We start from the raw sequence: 19,579 nt of genomic DNA, 5'->3' as shown, positions 1-19,579 counted from the left end.
GTCGGTGCGGTCGGGGCGCACCGGGACGTCGGGTTGCAGCAACAGTAGGGAGTGATCGGACGGGCCGCGAGAGGGCGCTCAACCTGACGTAACACAAGGTGCCCGGTGTCGGCGGAGCGTGGAGCCTGGTCGGGGTGCGGCCCGGGGAAACGTCGGATGTATCATGGCGCGAGGCGGTGTTCCACGTGACCGTCTCGCTCGAGCAGGGGGTCGCATGGCAGTCACGGACGAGGCGATCGCGCGGATCCAGGCGATGATCGTCGCCGGAGACCTCACACCCGGCCAGCGCCTCCCTTCGGAGAAGGAGCTCAGCGAGACCCTGGGACTCTCCCGCAGTTCCCTCCGCGAGGCGGTGAAGGCGTTGGAGCTCATCCGGGTGCTCGACGTCCGACGCGGCGACGGCACCTATGTCACGACGCTCGAGCCGAGCCTGCTGCACGAGGCGATGTCGTTCGTCATCGACATGCACGCCGACGCCTCCCTCATCGAGATGTTCGAGGTGCGCCGCATCCTCGAACCCTCCGCATCGGTGATGGCGATCCAGCACCTCGACGACGAGCGGATCGCCGAGCTGCGCAGCATGGTCGACGAGGTCGACGAGTCCACGACGGTCGAGGATCTCGTCGCGCACGACCTGCAGTTCCACGCCCGCGTGATCGAGCTGAGTGGTAACGCCTACCTCGCGAGTCTGCTCGCCGCCCTCGGCAGCAAGACGGTCCGGGCCCGCATCTGGCGCGGCCTCACCGAGGAGAAGGCCGTCGCCCGCACCCTCCAGGAGCACCACGCGATCGTCGACGCCCTCGAGAAGCGCGACACCGAACTCACCCGTGCGCTGGTCACGGTCCATGTCTCCGGCGTCGAGAGCTGGCTCCGCCGCTCGATGTGACCCCTCCCCTGCCCGCGAACTGTCACTTGCTGCTCGTCCGGGCCGCTCGGACGAGCCGTTGGTGACAGTTCGCGGGCAGGTAGCGTGAGGGGATGGACGGCACGATCGACACCCGAGCGCTCATCGACCCCATCGACCGTGACGCCATGGCGAAGGCGCCCTCGTACCATCGCGCGCCGTCCGCCCGGCTGTTCATCGGCTTGCTCGCGGCGATCGTCGTGGTCACCGTCGCCGGGTTCGTCCTGTTGGGAACGCTGCCCTCTCCCTCACGAGGCGGCTCCGGGCCGACGCCGCTGCTCGGGATCGGGCTCCTCGCGGCCGCCGCCGTCGCGGTGTTCGCAGTCCTCTCCTGGCGTACGAGGCGTATCAAGCGCTTCCGCCTCTCCCAATTCGCCGCGGCCAACGGGATGACCTACACCGCGGACCTCAGCTACCCTCCGTTCCCCGGCATGATCTTCGGGATCGGATCGTCGCGGCAGTCGACCGACGTGCTGCGGGGTGGTCGTCCCCGCGCCGTAGAGTTCGGCAACTACCGGTACACGGTCCGTCACGGGAAGAGTTCGACGACCCACCACTGGGGATACGTCGCGGTGAGGCTCGACGTCCCCCTGCCGAACATCGTGCTCGATGCGATCGGCAACAACGGGTTCGGCTCGAACCTCCCGGCAGCGTTCCAACGGGCCCAGCGACTCTCCCTGGAGGGCGACTTCGACCGGCACTTCACGCTCTACTGCCCCGAAGGCTACGAACGCGACGCGCTCTACCTGTTCACGCCGGACATCATGGCGAGGTTCATCGACCACGCCGCCGAGCTCGACGTGGAGATCATCGACGACTGGCTGTTCCTCTACACGAAACGGGAGGTGTCGACCCTCGATCCCGACACCTGGGCCTGGCTGTTCAGCATCGTCGACGCGCTGATGACGAAATTGGACCAGTGGGCTCGGTGGCGGGACGACCGTTTGCAGCCGCAGACGTCCGGAACTCCGGAGCACCCGCTTGCACCCGGCGCTCAGGCCGGCCCACCCGCGATCGGGCGGCTCACCCCGCCGCCTGGTGTCGCTTCATCCGGCCGCAGGTTGCGACGATCCGGGAGGTGGATCCCCGTCGCGTTCATCGTCGGAATGCTGATCGTCTGGATCGTCACACGCATGAACTGACCCCCTCCCTGCCCGCGAACTGTCACTTGCTGCCGGTCCGGGCCGCCCCGACGAGCCGTTGGTGACAGTTCGCGGGCAGGGTGGGGTGTTGGGAACGTCTGGTGATCGGGAGACGAGGACGGAACAGGACGGTTGATGGGATGACGGAGTGACCAGGACCGGTCACCTGTCAGAAAGGACCACCCCATGCGCCGATCCACAGCCCTCGGCTTCGCCGTCCCCGTCCTCGCCCTCATGCTGGGGCTCACCGCCTGCTCCGGATCCGCGGGAGCCCCGTCGAGCGGTGGATCGCCGTCGACCGCCGACTCCTACGCCGAGGCGTACGACGACTACACCATCTCCCTCGCCGACTGCCTCCGTGACCAGGGGATCGCCGTCGAAGACCCGGAACCCGGCACCGCGATCACGTTCGACGGCAGCGACGCGATGAACCAGGCCTACGACGTCTGCGCTGTGGAACTCGGCCCGCCGCCTGCGAACCCCGACCAGCTCAGCAAGACGGAGATCTCCGACGAGCTCCGCCTTCGCGCGCAGTGCCTGCGGGACCAGGGGTTCGACGTCCCCGATCCGGATGCGAACGGGGTGTGGGACCTGCCGGAGGACCTGTTCGATGAGGCCAGGGCGTGCGCCGTGCAGTGATCTCCGCACCAGCCGGAACGGCCGACCGATCCGTGATCGGTCGGCCGTTCCGTCGTCCCCGGTTCCGTCGTTCCGCGGTCAGGCTCCGGCCGGGTCGGCGTCGCGAGCCGGCAGCAGCACTGTCGCCTCGAGTCCACCCGCCGGCAACGGCGCGAGCCGCAGCGCCCCACCGTGCAGCTCCACGATGCGCGCACCCAGGGTCAGCCCGAGACCGTTCCCTCGATCGCGACCAGCAGCCCGCGCCATCCGGGCGTCCCGCCGGTCGAACGGCTCCACGAACCGCGCCACCTCAGCCTTGTCGAGCAGCGGCCCCGAGTTGCTGACCACGACGACGGCGCGTCCCGGCGCCTGCGGGTCGGGTCCGACCCACATCGAGACCCAGCCGTCCGGACCGCTGTTGTACCGCACGGCGTTCGACAGCAGGTTCGTCAGCAGCTGTTGGAGGAGCACGCGGTTGCCGAGCACCGCCGTGCTCCTGAGGGTCGAGGAGATCGTGACCCCGGCGTCCGCGGACTCCGGCGAGATGAGCTGCGACGCGTCGCGAGCCACCGCCGCCAGGTCGACGGGCGAGGTCACGAGCGGTCGGCGATCGAGCTGGTTCAGCTGCAGGAGCGCCTCGACGATCGCGATCCCACGCTCGTTCGTCTCGTGCAGCCGCCGCAGCGCGCGGTCGACGTCGCGGCCCTCCGGGTCGGCCTGGGCGACCTCGATGAGCATCTTCATCGTCGCGAGCGGTGTCCGCAGTTCGTGCGAGGCGTTGGCCGCGAACCGCTTCTGCGTCAGGAACGACTGCTCGAGGCGTGCCAGCATGTCGTCGAAGCGGTCGGCGAGCTCGCGGAACTCGTCGCGGCGACCCGTCATCGCGATGCGGTGGTCGAGCGAACCCTCCGCCGCCGCGCGCACGGCCGCATTGAGGTCCCGCAGCGGCCGCAGGACTCGTCCGGCGACGATCCAGCCGACGCCGGTGCCGATCACGGCCATCGCGATGAGCGCGAGCATCGAGTAGTTGATGAGCGAATCGCGGATCTCGCCGCGGGAGATGGCGGAGATCTGTCGGCTGTCGTCTGCGGGTGCGAGTGGATAGCTGGGGAACCGCCAGATGATGACGTTGATGACGATGAGCGCGATGAGTCCCGTCACGATGGTGAACGCGGCGTAGGTCGCGGTGAGTTTGACGCGAGCGGTCATCCAGGTCGGCCGGGCGTTGTCACCGACGGCCGGAGCGGCGGTCATGCGCCCACCTCGTCGTCCTCGTCCTCGCCACCGGCGTCCGCGCCGCTCGTCTCAGCGGGAGCCTCACCTGGCGGCAGGACCCGGTAGCCGACGGCCGGCACGGTGTGGATTATCCACGGCTCGCCGAGCACCTTCCGGAGCGTCGACATCGTCACCCGCACGGCGTTCGTGAACGGGTCGGCATGCTCGTCCCAGGCGCGCTCGAGGAGCTCTTCGGCACTCACGACGCCGCCCTTCGCCGCGAGCAGGATCTCCAGCACCGCGAACTGCTTCTTCGCCAGACGCACGTACCGGCCGTTGCGATACACCTCGCGGCGGAACGGGTCGAGCCGCACACCGGCGTACTCGAGGACGGGTGGGAGCGACGCTTTGGGTCGACGCGCCAGTGAACGGAGCCGGAGGACGAGCTCGCGCAGCTCGAACGGCTTGGTCAGGTAGTCGTCGGCGCCGATCTCGAAGCCGCTCTCCTTGTCGTCGAGGTCGGCGGCAGCGGTGAGCATGAGCACCCGGCAGGGCAGTTCCTGGGCGATGATCCAGCGGCAGACGTCGTCGCCGTGCGTGCCAGGGAGGTCGCGGTCGAGCACCACGACGTCGTAGGCGTTGACGGCGAGCCGCTCGAGCGCGGTGTCGCCGTCGAACACGAGATCGGCGGCGAGCCCCTCGTGCTGCAGACCCTCGAGGATGCTCTCGGCGAGGTACTGCTCGTCCTCGGCGATCAGGACACGCATGGGACCTCCGGTGTTCGGGACGGATGACGCGTCGATGGCGTCACTCCGGCGCCCGCGATGGGCGTCGTGTCGATCGTAGGCGGCACGGTGTTTCGGAACCGTCTGGTGATCGTCCGACGCCCGCGCAACCGCCGTCGAGCTGGACTGGGGGCCTGGTCGTCGCGTGCCGAACACCGACGACCGACCGAGGAGGAACCATGCAGCACGACATCCAGCACCAGCAGCAGCCGCATCGGCACCCGGGCCGACGGAGCACCGTCGCCCGCAGGGGCTCCAACCGAGCCGTCGTCATGCTCGCCGCCACGGCCGTCGCCCTCACCGCCGCGATCGCCCTGGTCGCGTGCACGGGCGTCGCGCCGACCATCACCCGCGGGATCACCGCGCTGGCCGAGCGACCGTCCGGAGACGCGAGTGACGGAACCACGACCACGACGGACGGCGCGTTCGGGGCCGAGGACGGCGTGCTGGACGAGAACCGGTACTCGGCCTACGACACCGATCTCCCGGCCATCGCGAACCTCGATGCGGACCTCCTTGAGGCCGTCCAGCAGGCGACGGATGCAGCGGCGGAAGACGACATCGCGCTGTACGTGAGCTCCGGCTGGCGGAGCACGGCGTACCAGCAGCACCTGCTCGACGAGGCGATCCTCCAGTACGGCAGCGAGGCGGCCGCCCGGCAGTACGCCGCCACGCCCGACGGCTCCTCGCACACGCGCGGGGCGGCCGTCGACATCGGCGCGACGGACGCCGACTACTGGCTCATCGAGCACGGCGCCGACTACGGCCTCTGCCAGACCTATGCGAACGAGATCTGGCACTTCGAGTTGGCCACCGTCCCCGGCGGCGAGTGCCCGGAACTTCTCCCCGACGCCGGATGAGGTCGGTGCCGCGACCAGCTGCCACCGCCGGGCGTCCCGGTCCTATCCGGCGACCGGTGCCAGCCGACTGACGAACTCCTCGACGCGCAGGCGGATGTCCCGGAACGCCTCGTCGAACGCCTCATCGGTCGCAGGCGCGGCAGGGTCGGGGATCGACCAGTGCAGATCGTCCCGCCCGTCGAGCTCCTCGTGCGCCCGGTTGCACACGGTGATGACGAAGTCGCCGTGCCGGAGGACCTCCGCCGTCGCGCGTGGAACGCTCGGGCTGATCCGGACGCCATGGCGTGCCGCCGCCCGAACGGCGCCCGGGTTGACCTCGCGCGCCGGCCTGCTGCCCGCGGATGCGACGGGGACGTCACTGCGGTCCTGCCAGAGCGCCTCCGCCATCTGCGACCGCGCCGAGTTCGCCGTGCAGACGAAGACGACCCGCGCCGGGGCGCTGATCGGTTCGGGTGCAAGGCGGTCGAACGTCCCCGGGACGAGCCGCACGTAGTTGCGGCGTCCATCGGACTCGGATCGCGAGCGCGAGAGGATCCCCGCTCGCTGGAGGACGCTGAGGTGATGGGAGACGAGGTTCGACCCCATCCCGAGGGCGAGCTGGATCTCGGTCGGTGAGAGGTCGCCGAGCGCCAGAAGGTCCACGATGCGCAGCCGCGCCGGCTCCGAGAGCGCGGCGAACTTGGACGCCCTTACCGCCAGCGACTCCACCGACACAACCCCCGTTGACTCAACCGTGATTGACTCAATAATAGGCTGAGTCGTCCGTGAACACCCCTTGAGCGATCCGCTCGAACTCACGGTCGTCGAGAAGAGGAGCTACTCATGGGTCTCGGAACCGGAATCGCCCTGATCGTCATCGGCGCCATCCTCGCCTTCGCCGTGAACGTCGACGTCCCCGCTGTGGACCTCACGCTCATCGGGTACATCCTCATGGCCGCCGGCGCAGTGGTGTTCCTCATCTCGCTCGTGCTCGTACTCCGCCGTCGACAGGTCTCCTCGACCACGCGCTCCGCCGTGGACCCCGGTAGCGGCGAACGCGTCACCCGCCGCAGCACGACCGACAACGACGGCCCCGTCCTCTGACGAACGGACCGGCCGCACCACCCATGACCGAACCCGGTACCGCGCCGTCCCAGAGCGGCGAACTGCTGGACGGTCGGTATCGACTCGAGCAACCGATCGGTGCCGGCGGGATGGCGACCGTCCATCTGGCTACCGACGAGGTGCTCGGGCGCAAGGTGGCGGTCAAGCTGTTCCGCCCGGGAACGACCGATGCGACCGACGGCGCCAGGACCGCCTCGGAGACGCGTCTGCTCGCATCCCTGAACCACCCGGCCCTCGTCACCCTGTTCGACGCCAGGGTCGTGGCCGGCGACGGCTCCTACCTCGTCATGGAGCACGTCGACGGCCCGACGCTGTCCCAACGCATCGCTCGGTCGCCGCTTCCGTCGTCCGAGGTCGCCGCGATGGCCGTCGACCTCGCGGAGGCACTCCATACGGTGCACGCGGCGCGAGTCGTCCATCGTGACATCAAGCCGTCCAACGTGCTGCTGCGACCGACGATCCTGCCCCACCAGGAGTACCGCGCGAAGCTCGCCGACTTCGGCATCGCCTACCTCATCGACAGCACCCGGATGACGGCCCCGGGCTCGCTGATGGGCACGGTCGCCTACCTCAGTCCTGAGCTCGTCCGTGGTGCGGATCCGGCCCCTCCGGCCGACGTGTACGCCCTCGGACTCGTACTCCTCGAAGCCCTGACCGGTCGCCGCGCCTACCCGCAGACCACCACGCACGATTCGCTCATGGCACGCCTCAACGCGTCGCCGACGATCCCCGGCGAGCTCGGCTACCAGTGGAAGTCGCTGCTCACCGCGATGACCGCGTCCGAACCGGCCCAGCGCCCCACCGCCCTCGAGGTGGCGGTGGCCGTCCGTGGTATGGATCCCGCGCTGGACCCGGCGGATGCGACCGTCGCGACCTCGGCACCGCTGGTGACCGCAGACCCGGAACCCACGGCTGCGACCGAACGGCTTGACTCGACGACACCGCTCGCCGCCGTACCGGAGGGATCGACGGGGCTCGTGACGGCGACGACACCGCTCGCGCCGACGGCGGACACGCCCGCCGAGACCGGCCCGACCGCGGTGCTCGACGGCTCTCGCCGCTCGGAGCGACGTCTCGACGGCGGTGCACGGCGCCAGGCCGCGGTGCGCCAGCCGCCGCGCCTTCGACGCTGGCTGATCCTCGCGGCCGTGCTGCTGGTGATCACAGTCGCGGTCGTCTGGTTCCTCGTGTCCCAGGCGCAGCCGCCCGCCCCGACGCTGCCCACCCTGCCCGAACCGTTGTCGACGCATCTGGATGAACTCCTGCGGGAGGTGACGCCATGAGGAACTCCTGGAACCGGGGGCTCCGGCTGCTCGCAGTACCGTTGGTCGTCGTCGCCCTCCTGAGTGGCTGCGCTGGACCGGCTGCAGACCTCGACGCGAGCACCGGCCGCGACCTGCAGAGTCGTGTACTCGTGGTCGCGAACGCAGCCGCCGACGGCGACACTGCGGGTGCGCTCGCTGCTCTCGACGCGCTCGAGGCGCAGCTGGCCGCTGCTGAGGCGGCTGAAACCGTCTCGGCGACACGAGCCGCGGACATCCGTGCGGCGATCGCGCTCGTCCGCGCCGACCTCTCCCCCGCGGTCGAGACCCCGGCACCGACCCCGGAACCCAGTTCGGTCGCTCCGGCCGAACCCGTCTCGCCGGCCGAGGACGATGGAGCCGGGGACGATTCCGACGACGGTAACGGGGACGATTCCGGGAACAACGGGCACGGGAACGGGAACGACAACGGCAACAACGGCAACGGCAAGGACAAGAAGGACAAATGAAGCGACGAGGAAGCACGGACTCCGCGCCCGACGACGGATCGTTCGAGCCGGGGGACGAAGAGACTGCGAAGCGAACCCGCACGGCGGAGGACGGGGTCTCCACCGTGCAGCACAGCATCGTGGTCGACCTCCCCATCGCGGCCGTCTACAAGCAGTGGGTCGACTTCGAGTCGTACCCGGAGTTCCTGCCGGCTGTGCGCGAGGTGAAGCTGACCGGCGAGGTCTACAGTCGCTGGACCGTCGCGATCAGCAAACTCTCGCGGCAGTTCCTCGTCGAGATCCTGGAGCAACTCCCGGAGGAGCGCCTGGTCTGGCGCACCATCGAGGGCGACGTCTGGTTCAGTGGCGACGCCACCTTCGACGCGATCGACAAACAGCAGACCCGCGTGGACGTCACGGTGCACTGGAAGCCGGTGTCCGCGGTGGAGCGGACCGCTGCGGCGCTCGGGCTCGCCGGACGGGTCGTCCGTGGGACGCTCGAGGCGTTCAAGACCTACATCGAGTCGACCGGCGGCCCCTCGGGTCACTCCCGCATCAAGGTCGTCTCCCCGAAGGGCTAGCCGTCGGCCCCACCTGATCAGCTCATGAACGGTCGCAGGTCCGGATAGCCGGTGGTCTGCCAGGCGCCGTCGACGACGAGGTTGTCGCCCGAGATGTACGACGCGTCGTCGCTCGCGAGGAACAGGGCGGCTGCGGCGATCTCCTCCGGCGCAGCGGCACGTCGGAGCGGGATGCGCTCGTCGTACGCGGCCTGCACACCGGGGATGTCGGTCAGCGACTTCGTCAGCGGCGTCGCGACGAGACCCGGCGACACGGCGTTCACGCGGATGCCGTGCTCACCGAGCTCGAGCGCCGCCTGCTTGGTCAACATGACTGCGCCGGCCTTCGACGCCGTGTAACCGACACCGAAGTGCATGGGGACGAGCGAGTTGAGCGAAGCGATGTTGACGATCGACCCGGCCTTGCCCTCGGCGAGGAACTGACGGGCGGCGAGCCGGGTGCCGTTGAAGGCGCTGTAGAGGTTCAGTCGGACCGTGAAGTCCCAGTCCTCGAAGGAGATGTCGGTGATCGTCCCGGCGCGTGATCCGCCTGCGACGTTGAAGAGCGTGTCGAGCGTGCCGAAGCGTTCGACGGTCTCGGCGACCAACGCGGAGAAGTCCGCCTCGTCGGTCACGTCGGTGCGCCGACCCCACACACGATCGCCGAAGGTCTCGGCGGCGCTCGCGATCAGCTCGGCGTTGATGTCCGCGACGACGACCGAGGCACCCTCGGCGACCAGCCGTTCGGTGATCTTCGCCCCGATGCCGGACACGCCCCCGGTGACGATCGCGACCTTGCCGGCGAACCGGCCCTGGATAGATGCATTCGACATGATGCGGCTCCGTTCTGCTCGCCGGCTCTGGCGAGCATCTCCAGCATACGCATCTATCAGTCACATGTCAGATAGTTTCAGGCGGCCCTCAGCATGACGACGCCGGCCCCGGGACGACGTGTCCCAGGGCCGGCGTCGGGCAGCGGCCGCGTCCTATCGCGGCGACTGCTCGCGATCAGCGTCCGCCAGTCCACTGCCGCCACCCGAGGCCCGGTCGAACGCGGGTGCCCCGGTGGTCGAGGCAGGCACCTTGCCGCGCGCTGCAGCCTCGAGCGACTCCGCCTCGTCTCCGCCAACGGCCTCACCGCGGGCGACGAGCCCGGCGACGTCGGACAGCGGGATCTGCTTGAGGAACAGCGACAGCAGGAAGGCCGCGCCGATGAACGGCAACAGGTACCAGAACACCGGAGCCAGAGCATCGGCGTAAGCGGTGACCACACCGTCGCGGATGCCTGGCGGGAGCTGGCTGAGCGTCTGCGGGTCGATCGTCGCCGCCGCGTTGGAGGCGTCCCCAGCGCTGGCTCCCGAACTCGCGAAGACGTCCTTGAGGTTGGCGGTGAGCCGCGTGGTGAAGATCGTGCCGAACACGGCGACACCGAGCGACGCTCCGACCTCGCGGAAGTAGTTGTTCGTGCTGGTCGCGGTTCCGACCATCGACGCGTCCACCGAGTTCTGGGCGACGAGCACGACGACCTGCATGATCAAGCCGAGACCGGCGCCGAAGAAGAACAGGAAGACGCAGATCAGCCAGATCGGGGTGTCCGCCGTGAGCGTCGTGAACGCGACCATGGAGGCGGCGGTGACGAGCGTGCCGATGACCGGGAACATCCGGTAGCGACCGGTCCTGGTGATCAGGTTCCCCGAGACGATCGAGGTGCCGATGAGGCCGACCATCATCGGGATCATGAGGAGGCCCGACGCGGCTGCCGAGGTGCCGGACGACATCTGGAGGAAGGTCGGCACGAAGCCGATCGCCGAGAACATGCCGAGGCCGAGCGTGAGGCCGATCGCGGTCGCGTTGATGAACGTCGGGTTCTTGAACAGCGACAGCGGGATGATCGGGTCCTTGGCCCGCGCCTCGGTGATGACGAAGAGCAGCGCGGCGAGCAGCATGCCGATGCCGAACATCCAGGTCTCGATGGCACCCCACCCGTGCGCGGCGTCGCCACCGAAGTCCGTGAAGAAGATGAGGCAGGTGGTGAACGCCGAGAGGAAGATCACGCCGAGGAGGTCGATCGGCGCGGTCGCCTTCTTGTTCGGCAGCTTCAGCGTGAAGAACGCGATCGCGAAGGCCGCGATGCCGACCGGGATGTTGATGTAGAACGCCCACTGCCAGGTGAGGTGGTCGACGAAGAAGCCACCGAGGAGCGGGCCACCGACGGCGGAGAGACCGAAGACCGCGCCGAGCGGGCCGAGGTACTTGCCGCGCTCGGAGGCGGGGACGATGTCGGCGATGATCGCCTGCGACAGGATCATGAGGCCACCGCCACCGAGGCCCTGGACGGCACGCCAGACGATGAGCTGCGTGAAGTCGCCCGCGAACGCACAGCCGACGGAGGCGATCGTGAACAGGGCGATCGCGACGAGGAAGAGCCGACGACGGCCGAGGACGTCACCGAACTTACCGTAGACGGGCATGACGATCGTGGTCGCCAGGAGGTAGGCGGTGGTGAGCCAGACCTGGTGGTCGACGCCGCCCAGCTGTCCGACGATCGTCGGCATGGCGGTGGAGACGATCGTCTGGTCGAGGCTGGAGAGCAGCATGCCCGCGATGAGGGCGGCGAAGATGATCCAGATGCGGCGCTTGGTGAGCAGCATCGGGCCCTCGGTGGGTGCGGCGGTGGCGGCGGTCACGGGAGGTCCTTTCGGGGAGTGGGGTTCGTGTGGGGGTTCTGGGGCGCGGCGTCGTCGGCAGGTCCGGCGTCGGCGGGTTCGGGGTCGTCGGGCTCGAGGATGGTGCGGTACGTCGCGAGGCAGTCGCGGATGGAGCCGACGATGTCGAACTCCCCGCCCTGGCCGAGGTCGGTGACGCCGCTGCCGAAGACGCGCGCCATCGTCGTCTTGATCGCCATCCCGAAGAGATCGGCGCAGGCGCGGGCACGCGGGTCGTCCGCCGGGACGCCTTCCCGCGCGGCGATGAGCTCGACGAGCAGTTGCTCGCGCTCACGGTTGAGGCCCATGAAGCGGACCAGCAGCTTGGGTTCGCGCTCGAGGGCGGCATGGAAGTCGACGTGCTCGGCGAGACCGAACCCGGACCGCTCCGCATGACCGGCCGCGATGTGCATGAAGTCGTCGAGCACGGCGCGCCACCCGCGCGAGCCGAGCGCGAGGAACTCGGTGGCGAACCGCTCGGTCTCCTCGGTCTCGTCGACGCCGAGAACGGCGTCCTCCTTGCTTGGGAAGTAGTTGAAGAAGGTGCGACGCGAGACGCCGACCTCCTCGCAGAGTTCCTCGATCGTGAAGCCGTTGAGCCCGTGGGTGGCCGTGAGCCGACGCGACACGGTCGTCAGGCGCGCAGCGGTGGCGGCCATCCGGTCGGACAGCCGATTCGTCGAAGTTGCACTCTGCATCACGAAGTGCAGTATTGCACTCTCCGAGCCGGGGTGCAACTTGGAGCACGAGCCGACCGGTCGGGCCTCACTAGAGTGAACGCATGGACCCTCGTCAGGCACGAACCCGCAGTGCCCTTCGTGACGCGATCCACACCCTCGCGGCGGCGAAGCGCATCGATCAGGTGACCGTTGCAGAGGTGTCCCGGGTGGCGGGGATCACCCGCGACACCTTCTACCGTCACGCCGCGACGCCCGTCCACCTGCTCGCCGACGTGCTCGGCGAGGAACTGGATGAGACGCTCCAGGCGCACGCCGATCTGCCGGCGCACAGCGACTCGACGCTGAGCGTCTTCGACGAGTCCGAGCGCGACCTCCTGCGTCACGTCGCCGAGCACGCGACGATCTACCGCAACGCCATGCACCCCCGGCTCATCGGACCCCTGCGTGACGCGCTCACCGAGCGGATCGAGCAGGCGCTCGCGCACCACCTCGACCGACACCCGCACATCGCCCCGCCCCGCGAGGACGGCATCACGCCCGAGCGACACGCGCGGATGCTCGTGGCCTACGCCGGTGCCGGCACCGTCGCGGCGATCGAGGAGTGGCTGCGATCCGGTGACTTCGACGACATCGATGCGGCGGCCCGTACGGTCATCGCTGCCTCCCCCGCCTGGTGGCTCGGCCGCTCCTGACCCCGGGCCCGGGCCTGGACCTGACGCCAGCGCGGTGCGCTGACCCGAGCGCGGGTCACCGACGTGAGCGCGCCCCTCCGGAGCCCCGCGCTCACGTCCTCCGGGGTGCGCTCACGCCAGCGCACCGCGCTGGCACACGGACCACTCGTGCGACATATGTCGGTGTAGGCATATCTGCTCGGTGGATAACCCGAGGGGCTTCCTCGACCGGCCGTAGCGTCGAGGAATGTCAACGACCTCCTTACCTCGAACCACCTCCGCACTCGCTGTCTCGATAGGGCTCCTCGCCCTCACCGCGTGCACTGCATCCGAGCCGACCCCCGCTCCGAGCAGGACTCCTCCGGTCTTCGAGAACGAGGAACAGGCGCTGGCTGCGGTGACGGAGACGGTCGGTTCCTTTGTCACCGTCGTGAACACAATTGGCGCCGAAGGCGGACAAAACCCAGAACGCCTCGACCACCTTCTCGCGCCCGATCTGAAGGAAGCAGAGACCGCAGGCTTCGTAGACATGGCCGCGAAGGGCTGGAGAACCACCGGCGAAGCCACCCTTCGGCGCGTCGAGCTCGTTCAGTGGTGGCCTCGGCCCGACGCTGTCGGCGTGATCGCGGTTGCTCACGCGTGCATCGACTACACCGGCGTCGATGTTCTGGACTCCGGCGGAAGCTCAGTTGTCAATCCAGAGCGAGATCAACTCCGCTCGACGGAGCTTCAGCTCACCGCAGCGGACGGGGAAGTGCTGATTTCCACGAAGAAGCCTGTCCCGGAAAGCGAGATCTGCTCATGACCAGAAGACTCGCTACGGTACTCGCACTGATCGCCGTTGTAACGCTCACTGCTCCGGTCACGTCGGCGTCTGCGAACAGCTGCACCGAGGTGGACTACATGAATGGCGCTTGTGTCGGCAATGGTTCGGTCGACATCGGTAGCAGCGTCGAACGCCCCGGCACAGGCGGTGGTTCCGGTGGCGGGACGGGCGGAGGCGACGACGAAGGCGGCTCAGCCGAGCTGCCGCCCGGTGTGACCGACGGCCCGAACGGTGAGCGGACGGTCTGCAGCCTCATGCGGCCGGACGAGTGTTACACCTTCACCCCGGGCGATCTCGGCACCGACCTCGGCGCAGCACCCGTCGCACCGATCACGATCCGCGATGTCGCAAGCTTCGCCCCCGCCGCACCGACCGTCACCACCGAACCGTCCGCCTGGGGTGTCCGCGGACTCCACACGAACGTCATCGCAGGCGCGTCCGGCCACACCCGCACCGGCACGCTCCTCGGCCAGGTCGCGGAGGTGAACTTCATCCCCGTCGGCTTCACCTTCGACTACGGCGACGGCGACACGACCACCACCCGGACCGGCGGATCCACCTGGGCCACCCTCGGACTGGCCGAGTTCTCCAAGACCCCGACCAGCCACCGCTACACGAGCGTCGGAACCAAGACCATCACCGCGGAAGTCGAGTACGCCGCCGAGTACCGCATCGGCGACGGCGGTTGGCTTCCCGTCGTCGGAACCCTCTCGATCCCGACCGAAGAACCCCACGTGATCCAGATCGTCCGCAACTCCACCGTCGGCGTCGACAAGCCCTGCCGACCCGGCAAACCCGCCATCGGCTGCTGACACCGACACGGAGAAGACCGTCAGGAGGTGGCGAAGACCGCGACCCGTGCGATCCGCGGCTGTTCGCGGGATGCTGTGATCGTCACGCGCAGCTCGGTCGTCTCGATGGGCTCGAACCGGAGGATCCGCTGAGCGCCCACGGTCGACGCGGAAGCGAGCACCCGCGGCACACCGGCGGCGTCCACCACAGAGACCTCGACCCCCTCGATCACCTGACCGTGCGCGATCGCCTCGCGCACGCTCACCCCGGACACCAGCTGGGGTCGATCCCAGCGGAGCCGCAGGGTCGGCAGCGGATCGTCGTCGGCCGGACGCCAGGACACCAGGTCCAGCTGCGAACCCGTACCCGTGATCGACGCGGTCGGCACCGGCGTGCTCGACATCGTGAGCAGAGTGGCATCCGCGATGTCGAGCCGCTCCAAGTCGTCGATGAGTCGGCCGAGACCGGCAAGGCTCTCGAGGTCGGGATCCGCGATCAAGCCCTCCCTGGTGGGTGGCAGGTTGAGCAGGAACGTCGCGTTCCCACCGACGCTGCGCTCGTAGATGTCGAACAGTTCCTCGGCAGAGCGGACCATCCCGTCCTCGGAGGGATGGTGGAACCACCCCGGACGGATGGAGGTGTTGACCTCCGCCGGGTACCAGACGAGCGGCTCCGTGGTCGCGAGGATCGCAGCGCGGCTACCGAGGTCGTCCTCATCGGACCGGACGGCCCGGGAGAACAGCCCGTCGTCGACCTGCTGCGAGCGGTCCGCGGTGCGCTCGGCATCTCGCAGCGACGCAGGGACCACACTCCACTCGTCAGCCCGCGTGGACCCGGCCTCGTTCCCGCACCAGCGCACGTCCGGCCCGCACACGCTGATCGCCGCGTTCGGCTGCAGGTCGCGCACGACCGCGTAGTAGCGGTCCCAGTCGTACAGCTGCTTCTTGCCGTTCGGCCCTTCGCCGTTCGCGCCGTCGAACCAGACCGAGAACAGCTCGCCGTATCCGGTGAGGAGCTCGGTCAGCTGCGCGACGAAGAAGTCGTCGTAGGCGTCACCCGAGCCGTAGCTCGGTTCGGCGCGGTCCCACGGCGACAGGTAGACGCCGAACGCCAGCCCCGCCGCGCGACACGCTTCCGCGACTTCTGCGACGAGGTCGCCGCCACCGTCGCGCCACGGACTCGACGCCACCGAGTGGTCGCTGACGGCCGTCGGCCACAGTGCGAAGCCGTCGTGATGCTTGCAGGTGAGGATGAGCCCGCGCATGCCGGCGCTCTTCGCCGCCGCGACCCACTGCGCCGCATCGACGCCAGCCGGGTCGAACACGGCAGGTGACTCGGTGCCGTCGCCCCACTCCCGATCGGTCATGGTGTTGACCCCGAAGTGGATGAAGCCGTAGAACTCCATCCGCTGCCACGCGAGCTGCCGGGGCGACGGCACGAGGGCGACCGCTTCAGCCAACCGCGCAGCGGCAACGTCCGCCGACGCGCCGCTCATCGGAACTTCCGGTTGTAGAGGGCGAGCAGCGTGATCAACCCGGCGAGCCCGAGCAGCATCACCCCGAGGTTCAGCCACCCGACGGACTGGTTGGCGATGATCACCGCTGCCACGCAGATCACGAAGACGACCGCCGCGACGACGGCTCCCACACGTTCCTTGGTCATTCCTTCAGCCCTCCGGCTCCGACGTTCTGCAACAGGCGTTTCTGGATGATGATGTAGAGGATCACGACCGGGATGATGACGATCACCATGCCCGCGTACAACCGCCCGTAGTCGGCTGCCGCACGCTGTGCCTGGAACAGGTTGAGCAGTCCCACCTGCAGCGTCTTGTCCTCACCCGGGATGAGCGACAGGGAGATGATGTAGTCGTTCCAGTAGCTCAGGAAGTTGAACAGGATCGCCGTGCTGATCGCCGGCATCGCCATCGGCAGCATGACCGTCCGCATGGTGCGGAATCGGGAGGCACCGTCGAGCGTGGCGGCCTCCTCATAGGACACCGGGATGGTGCGGAAGTACGCGAGCAGCAGGTAGATCGTGAACGGCAGCGACGTCGCCGCGTAGACGAGCCCCAGCACGAACAGGTTGTTGATGAAGAAGCCGCTCGGCATGAAGGTCCGCAGCGCCTTGTCCCACCCGAGCAGCATGAGGAAGATCGGGATGACGATGTAGTTCACGTTGATGAACAGGCCGGCGAGCAGCAGTGTCTCGAGGATCGACTTGCCACGGAACTCGAACCGCGCCATCGCGTAGGCGGCCGGCACGGCGATGATCAGCACGAAGCAGAGGCCGACGACCGTGACGAGCAGGGAGTTGAGGAGATACGGGCCCATGTTGGCGTCGACGAACGCGTCGACGAAGTTCTGCCAGTGCAGGCCCTCCGGGAGCGCCCAGGGGTTGCCGTAGAACTCGCCCTTGGTCTTGACCGATGCCATGACGACCCAGAGCACGGGCACCAGGATCATGAGCGAGATGAGGATCAGGACGAGGTTCGAGATCCACGACACCGGCCGACGACGACGGACGCGCTGACGGGAGGTCGGACCGGGCGGGACCGACGAGGACGGCGGCGTGACGATCGGGGGGACTGGGGCTGAGGTGGTCGTGGTCATCAGAACTGGAGGACCTCTCGCTTGGTCGCGCGGCTGATGATGAGCGCCGCGAGGAATGAGAACAGGAAGATCGCTGTCCCGATGGCCATGCCGTAGCCGTAACTCGAGTTCGTGTACGCCTGCTTGTACATGTAGTCGAGGAGGACCTCGGAGGCGCCGTCCGGACCACCGCCGGTGAGTGCCCGGACGAGCACGAACGCGAGGTTGATCGAGCTGATGATGAAGAAGATGAGGGACGTGCGGAGCGTCTCCCAGACGAGCGGCAGCGTGATGTCGAAGAACTGCCGGAACGGGCCGGCACCGTCCAGCGCGGAGGCCTCGTAGATCTCGGCCGGGATGTTCGACATGCCCGACATGTAGAGCACGAGGTAGTAGCCGAGGGACTGCCAGACCATCGCGAAGGCGATGCTGTACATGATGATCTTCTGGTCGCCGAGCCAGACCTGCGACAACGAACCGAGACCGAGGAAGTTCAACGAACCGTTGATGAGGCCGTTCTGCTGGTCGTACACCGCGGAGAAGATCGCTGCGACGACGACGATGGACAGCACACTCGGCAGGTAGAGGACGAACCGGTACAGGTTGCTCGCCCGCACCTTGCCCTGGGTCATGACCCCGGCGAGCACGAGCCCGCCGGCCATCGTCACGATGGAGACGACGACGAGCAGGAAGACGGTGTTCTGGAACGCCCGGACGAACTGCATGTCACCGGCGAGGGCGATGAAGTTGTCGAAGCCGGCGAACGTGGGGGTGCCGCCGACGCCGGTCCAGTTGTAGAGCGACATCCGGAAGACGTCGAAGGTCGGGACGACCATGAAGAGCACGTAGAGGATGATCGCGGGCGCGACGCACAGCAGCACGAAGCGGTTCTTCCCACGGGTGTTGAGGGAGACGGGGCGTCTGGCCACAGCGCGTCCTTTCTGCGAGGAGGGTGGTGCGCCCGTCCGACCAGGGGATCGGACGGGCGCACCGGTTCGGATCAGCCCGCGAGCTGGTCGGTGAGCTTGTTGCTCGCCTCGTTGACCTGGTTCTGCCAGTCCTCGAGGGTCATGGTGCCGGAGAGGACGCTGTTGGCCGCGTCGAAGAGCGTGGCCTTCAGGTCGACGCCGGGGACCGGCTTGGTCGCGGCGAAGGCACCGACGACGGCCTCGACGCCGGGCTCGCTGTAGACGGCGTAGAAGTCCTTCGCCTCACCGGTCAGGCGCTCGGGGAGCCCCTGGATCGGCTGGATGGCGTTCGCCTTCGCGAAGATGTCGGCGGCCTCGTCCGAGTACAGGTACGCGATGAAGTCCTTCGCCGCGTCCTTGTGCGCCGCCTCCTTCGGAACCCACGCTGACTCGACGAACGTCGTCAGGTAGCGCGTGCCTTCGGCCTCGGGAGCGGGGACCGGGGTGAGCCCCCACTGGAACCCGTCGGTGCGCGGGGCGTCCTTCATCTCGTTCGCGATCCAGGAGCCATTCGGCATGAAGAGCGTCGTGCCGTCGAGGATAGTCTGCTGGTTCTTCGTGAAGTCCTGCCCGTTCGCGTAGCCGACCGTGGTCGGGGCCGCGTAGCTGAGGAGCTTCGTCGTGAGCTCGAGCGCCTCGGTCGCGTCGTCCGACTTCCAGACGTCCTGCTTGTAGGTGAGGATGTCGTTCAGGAACTCCGGTCCGCCCACTGCCGACAGCAGCGAGAAGAAGTAGGAGTCGAGGTAGCCCGCCGTCGGGTAGGTGAACAGCGAGATACCCTCGGCCTTCGCGGTGTCGCCGAGCTCGAACATCTCGTCCCAGGTGGTGGGGACGGTCCAGCCGTTGTCGGCGAACAGCTTCTGGTTGTACACGAGGCCGGTCGGCGACGCGTACATCGGCATCAGGTAGACCTTGTCGTCGCCGTAGGGGTTGGTGTTGAGGTTGCCGACGATGCCGGGGGTCAGCTTGTCGCCGACCGTGACGTCCTCACCGGGGATCTTCTCGTCGAGGACACCGGTGAGGTCTTCCAGGTTGTTGTCGCGGACGAAGGACTCGGTGAAGCCCTCCTTCGCACCGAGACCGAGGAAGACGAGGTCCGGGTAGTCACCGGCGGCGACCTGCGGGGTGAGTTCGTCGGCGAGGGTCTTGCTCGTGGTGAGCTCGATCTTCACGTCCGGGTTGAGCTTCTCGTAGGCCGCGACCACCTCCTTGTACATCTCGGCGCCGTAGCCGCCTTCGAATGCGGCGATCTTCAGGGTGTCGGCGTCGTCGCCGCCCGTCCCGGAGTTGCCCGCGCAGCCGGCGAGCATGCCGACCGTCGCGACGGCGGCGATGACGCCGAGGGTTCTGGTGCGCTTCATGACAGGGGTCCTTCCCAGTGCTGGTGGGTTGTGCAGGGGGTGGTGGGGTG

At 68.2% G+C, this 19,579-nt stretch carries 22 protein-coding genes; 11 read left to right on the top strand and 11 right to left on the bottom strand.

Features of this window, described 5'->3' with window-relative positions; genetic code table 11:
• Positions 1–214 precede the first annotated feature (214 nt).
• From ITJ62_RS14190 to ITJ62_RS14180, 3 genes are all read left to right on the top strand, one after another.
• Positions 215–886, top strand: a complete 672-nt coding sequence (locus ITJ62_RS14190) for a FadR/GntR family transcriptional regulator (RefSeq protein WP_194603419.1) — start codon at positions 215–217, stop codon at positions 884–886.
• 92 nt (positions 887–978) lie between these two features.
• Positions 979–2,046 (top strand): hypothetical protein, encoded by a 1,068-nt coding sequence (locus ITJ62_RS14185; RefSeq protein ID WP_194603416.1) that lies wholly within the window; start codon positions 979–981, stop codon positions 2,044–2,046.
• Between the two features lie 186 nt (positions 2,047–2,232).
• On the top strand, positions 2,233–2,685 hold the full coding sequence (locus ITJ62_RS14180) for a hypothetical protein (protein WP_194603414.1): 453 nt from the start codon (positions 2,233–2,235) through the stop codon (positions 2,683–2,685).
• A 78-nt stretch (positions 2,686–2,763) separates the two neighbouring features.
• Here the strand turns inward: ITJ62_RS14180 and ITJ62_RS14175 are convergent, their stop codons facing one another.
• Together ITJ62_RS14175 and ITJ62_RS14170 are read right to left on the bottom strand one after the other, a co-directional pair.
• Positions 2,764–3,918 carry a HAMP domain-containing sensor histidine kinase gene (locus tag ITJ62_RS14175; RefSeq protein WP_228498505.1) on the bottom strand — a complete coding sequence of 385 codons (1,155 nt, stop codon included), beginning with the start codon at positions 3,916–3,918 and terminating at the stop codon, positions 2,764–2,766.
• Positions 3,915–4,646, bottom strand: coding sequence for a response regulator transcription factor (locus ITJ62_RS14170; RefSeq protein ID WP_194603411.1), 732 nt, complete (start codon positions 4,644–4,646; stop codon positions 3,915–3,917). Before ITJ62_RS14170 ends, ITJ62_RS14175 begins: the two co-directional genes overlap by 4 nt.
• A 197-nt stretch (positions 4,647–4,843) precedes the next feature.
• Between ITJ62_RS14170 and ITJ62_RS14165 the strand changes: the two genes are divergently transcribed.
• Positions 4,844–5,524, top strand: coding sequence for a M15 family metallopeptidase (locus ITJ62_RS14165; RefSeq protein ID WP_228498503.1), 681 nt, complete (start codon positions 4,844–4,846; stop codon positions 5,522–5,524).
• Positions 5,525–5,566: 42 nt separating this feature from the next.
• Here ITJ62_RS14165 and ITJ62_RS14160 read toward each other — a convergent pair whose 3' ends face one another.
• The gene (locus tag ITJ62_RS14160; protein WP_370581926.1) at positions 5,567–6,232 is read right to left on the bottom strand and encodes a metalloregulator ArsR/SmtB family transcription factor; all 666 of its coding nucleotides are present in this window, start codon (positions 6,230–6,232) and stop codon (positions 5,567–5,569) included.
• A gap of 114 nt (positions 6,233–6,346) precedes the next feature.
• On the opposite strand from ITJ62_RS14160, the gene ITJ62_RS14155 reads away from it, so the two are divergent.
• From ITJ62_RS14155 to ITJ62_RS14140, 4 genes are read left to right on the top strand one after another with little or no spacing between them, the layout of a single operon-like run.
• Positions 6,347–6,607 (top strand): DUF6458 family protein, encoded by a 261-nt coding sequence (locus ITJ62_RS14155; protein ID WP_064295666.1) that lies wholly within the window; start codon positions 6,347–6,349, stop codon positions 6,605–6,607.
• Positions 6,608–6,630: 23 nt separating this feature from the next.
• Complete coding sequence (locus ITJ62_RS14150) at positions 6,631–7,911, top strand: serine/threonine-protein kinase (RefSeq protein WP_194603405.1); 1,281 nt, start codon at positions 6,631–6,633, stop codon at positions 7,909–7,911.
• On the top strand, positions 7,908–8,399 hold the full coding sequence (locus ITJ62_RS14145) for a hypothetical protein (RefSeq protein WP_194603402.1): 492 nt from the start codon (positions 7,908–7,910) through the stop codon (positions 8,397–8,399). The genes ITJ62_RS14150 and ITJ62_RS14145 overlap by 4 nt, the downstream gene beginning before the upstream one ends.
• Positions 8,396–8,959 carry an SRPBCC family protein gene (locus ITJ62_RS14140; protein WP_194603399.1) on the top strand — a complete coding sequence of 188 codons (564 nt, stop codon included), beginning with the start codon at positions 8,396–8,398 and terminating at the stop codon, positions 8,957–8,959. Before ITJ62_RS14145 ends, ITJ62_RS14140 begins: the two co-directional genes overlap by 4 nt.
• A gap of 17 nt (positions 8,960–8,976) precedes the next feature.
• Here ITJ62_RS14140 and ITJ62_RS14135 read toward each other — a convergent pair whose 3' ends face one another.
• The 3 genes from ITJ62_RS14135 to ITJ62_RS14125 form a co-directional block, all read right to left on the bottom strand.
• A complete protein-coding gene (locus ITJ62_RS14135; protein ID WP_194603397.1) occupies positions 8,977–9,771 on the bottom strand; it encodes an SDR family NAD(P)-dependent oxidoreductase in 795 nt (264 codons plus the stop codon).
• A gap of 153 nt (positions 9,772–9,924) precedes the next feature.
• Positions 9,925–11,589 (bottom strand): MDR family MFS transporter, encoded by a 1,665-nt coding sequence (locus tag ITJ62_RS14130; RefSeq protein WP_194604444.1) that lies wholly within the window; start codon positions 11,587–11,589, stop codon positions 9,925–9,927.
• Between the two features lie 32 nt (positions 11,590–11,621).
• A complete protein-coding gene (locus tag ITJ62_RS14125) occupies positions 11,622–12,341 on the bottom strand; it encodes a TetR/AcrR family transcriptional regulator (protein WP_194603394.1) in 720 nt (239 codons plus the stop codon).
• 83 nt (positions 12,342–12,424) lie between these two features.
• Here ITJ62_RS14125 and ITJ62_RS14120 point away from each other — a divergent pair, with 83 nt between their 5' ends.
• The 3 genes from ITJ62_RS14120 to ITJ62_RS14110 all read left to right on the top strand — a co-directional run bounded on the left by ITJ62_RS14120 (position 12,425) and on the right by ITJ62_RS14110 (position 14,632).
• The gene (locus tag ITJ62_RS14120) at positions 12,425–13,015 is read left to right on the top strand and encodes a TetR/AcrR family transcriptional regulator (protein WP_194603392.1); all 591 of its coding nucleotides are present in this window, start codon (positions 12,425–12,427) and stop codon (positions 13,013–13,015) included.
• Between the two features lie 226 nt (positions 13,016–13,241).
• Positions 13,242–13,799 carry a hypothetical protein gene (locus ITJ62_RS14115; protein ID WP_194603389.1) on the top strand — a complete coding sequence of 186 codons (558 nt, stop codon included), beginning with the start codon at positions 13,242–13,244 and terminating at the stop codon, positions 13,797–13,799.
• Between the two features lie 98 nt (positions 13,800–13,897).
• Positions 13,898–14,632, top strand: coding sequence for a hypothetical protein (locus tag ITJ62_RS14110; protein WP_194603386.1), 735 nt, complete (start codon positions 13,898–13,900; stop codon positions 14,630–14,632).
• Between the two features lie 20 nt (positions 14,633–14,652).
• On the opposite strand, the gene ITJ62_RS14105 is transcribed toward ITJ62_RS14110, so the two are convergent.
• The 5 genes from ITJ62_RS14105 to ITJ62_RS14085 form a co-directional block, all read right to left on the bottom strand.
• On the bottom strand, positions 14,653–16,107 hold the full coding sequence (locus ITJ62_RS14105) for an alpha-L-fucosidase (protein WP_194603383.1): 1,455 nt from the start codon (positions 16,105–16,107) through the stop codon (positions 14,653–14,655).
• Positions 16,104–16,274 (bottom strand): hypothetical protein, encoded by a 171-nt coding sequence (locus tag ITJ62_RS14100; RefSeq protein ID WP_167620520.1) that lies wholly within the window; start codon positions 16,272–16,274, stop codon positions 16,104–16,106. The genes ITJ62_RS14105 and ITJ62_RS14100 overlap by 4 nt, the downstream gene beginning before the upstream one ends.
• Positions 16,271–17,221 (bottom strand): carbohydrate ABC transporter permease, encoded by a 951-nt coding sequence (locus ITJ62_RS14095; protein ID WP_194603380.1) that lies wholly within the window; start codon positions 17,219–17,221, stop codon positions 16,271–16,273. Before ITJ62_RS14095 ends, ITJ62_RS14100 begins: the two co-directional genes overlap by 4 nt.
• On the bottom strand, positions 17,221–18,129 hold the full coding sequence (locus tag ITJ62_RS14090; RefSeq protein WP_231884403.1) for a carbohydrate ABC transporter permease: 909 nt from the start codon (positions 18,127–18,129) through the stop codon (positions 17,221–17,223). The genes ITJ62_RS14095 and ITJ62_RS14090 overlap by 1 nt, the downstream gene beginning before the upstream one ends.
• A 71-nt stretch (positions 18,130–18,200) precedes the next feature.
• Positions 18,201–19,529: a carbohydrate ABC transporter substrate-binding protein gene (locus tag ITJ62_RS14085; protein ID WP_194603377.1), complete on the bottom strand. Its 1,329-nt coding sequence runs from the start codon at positions 19,527–19,529 to the stop codon at positions 18,201–18,203.
• Positions 19,530–19,579: the final 50 nt, after the last annotated feature.

Origin of the sequence: Plantibacter sp. VKM Ac-2876 (assembly GCF_015350715.1) — a bacterium.
GTDB lineage: Bacteria > Actinomycetota > Actinomycetes > Actinomycetales > Microbacteriaceae > Plantibacter > Plantibacter auratus.
This window is presented reverse-complemented; position numbering and strand designations above follow the sequence as displayed.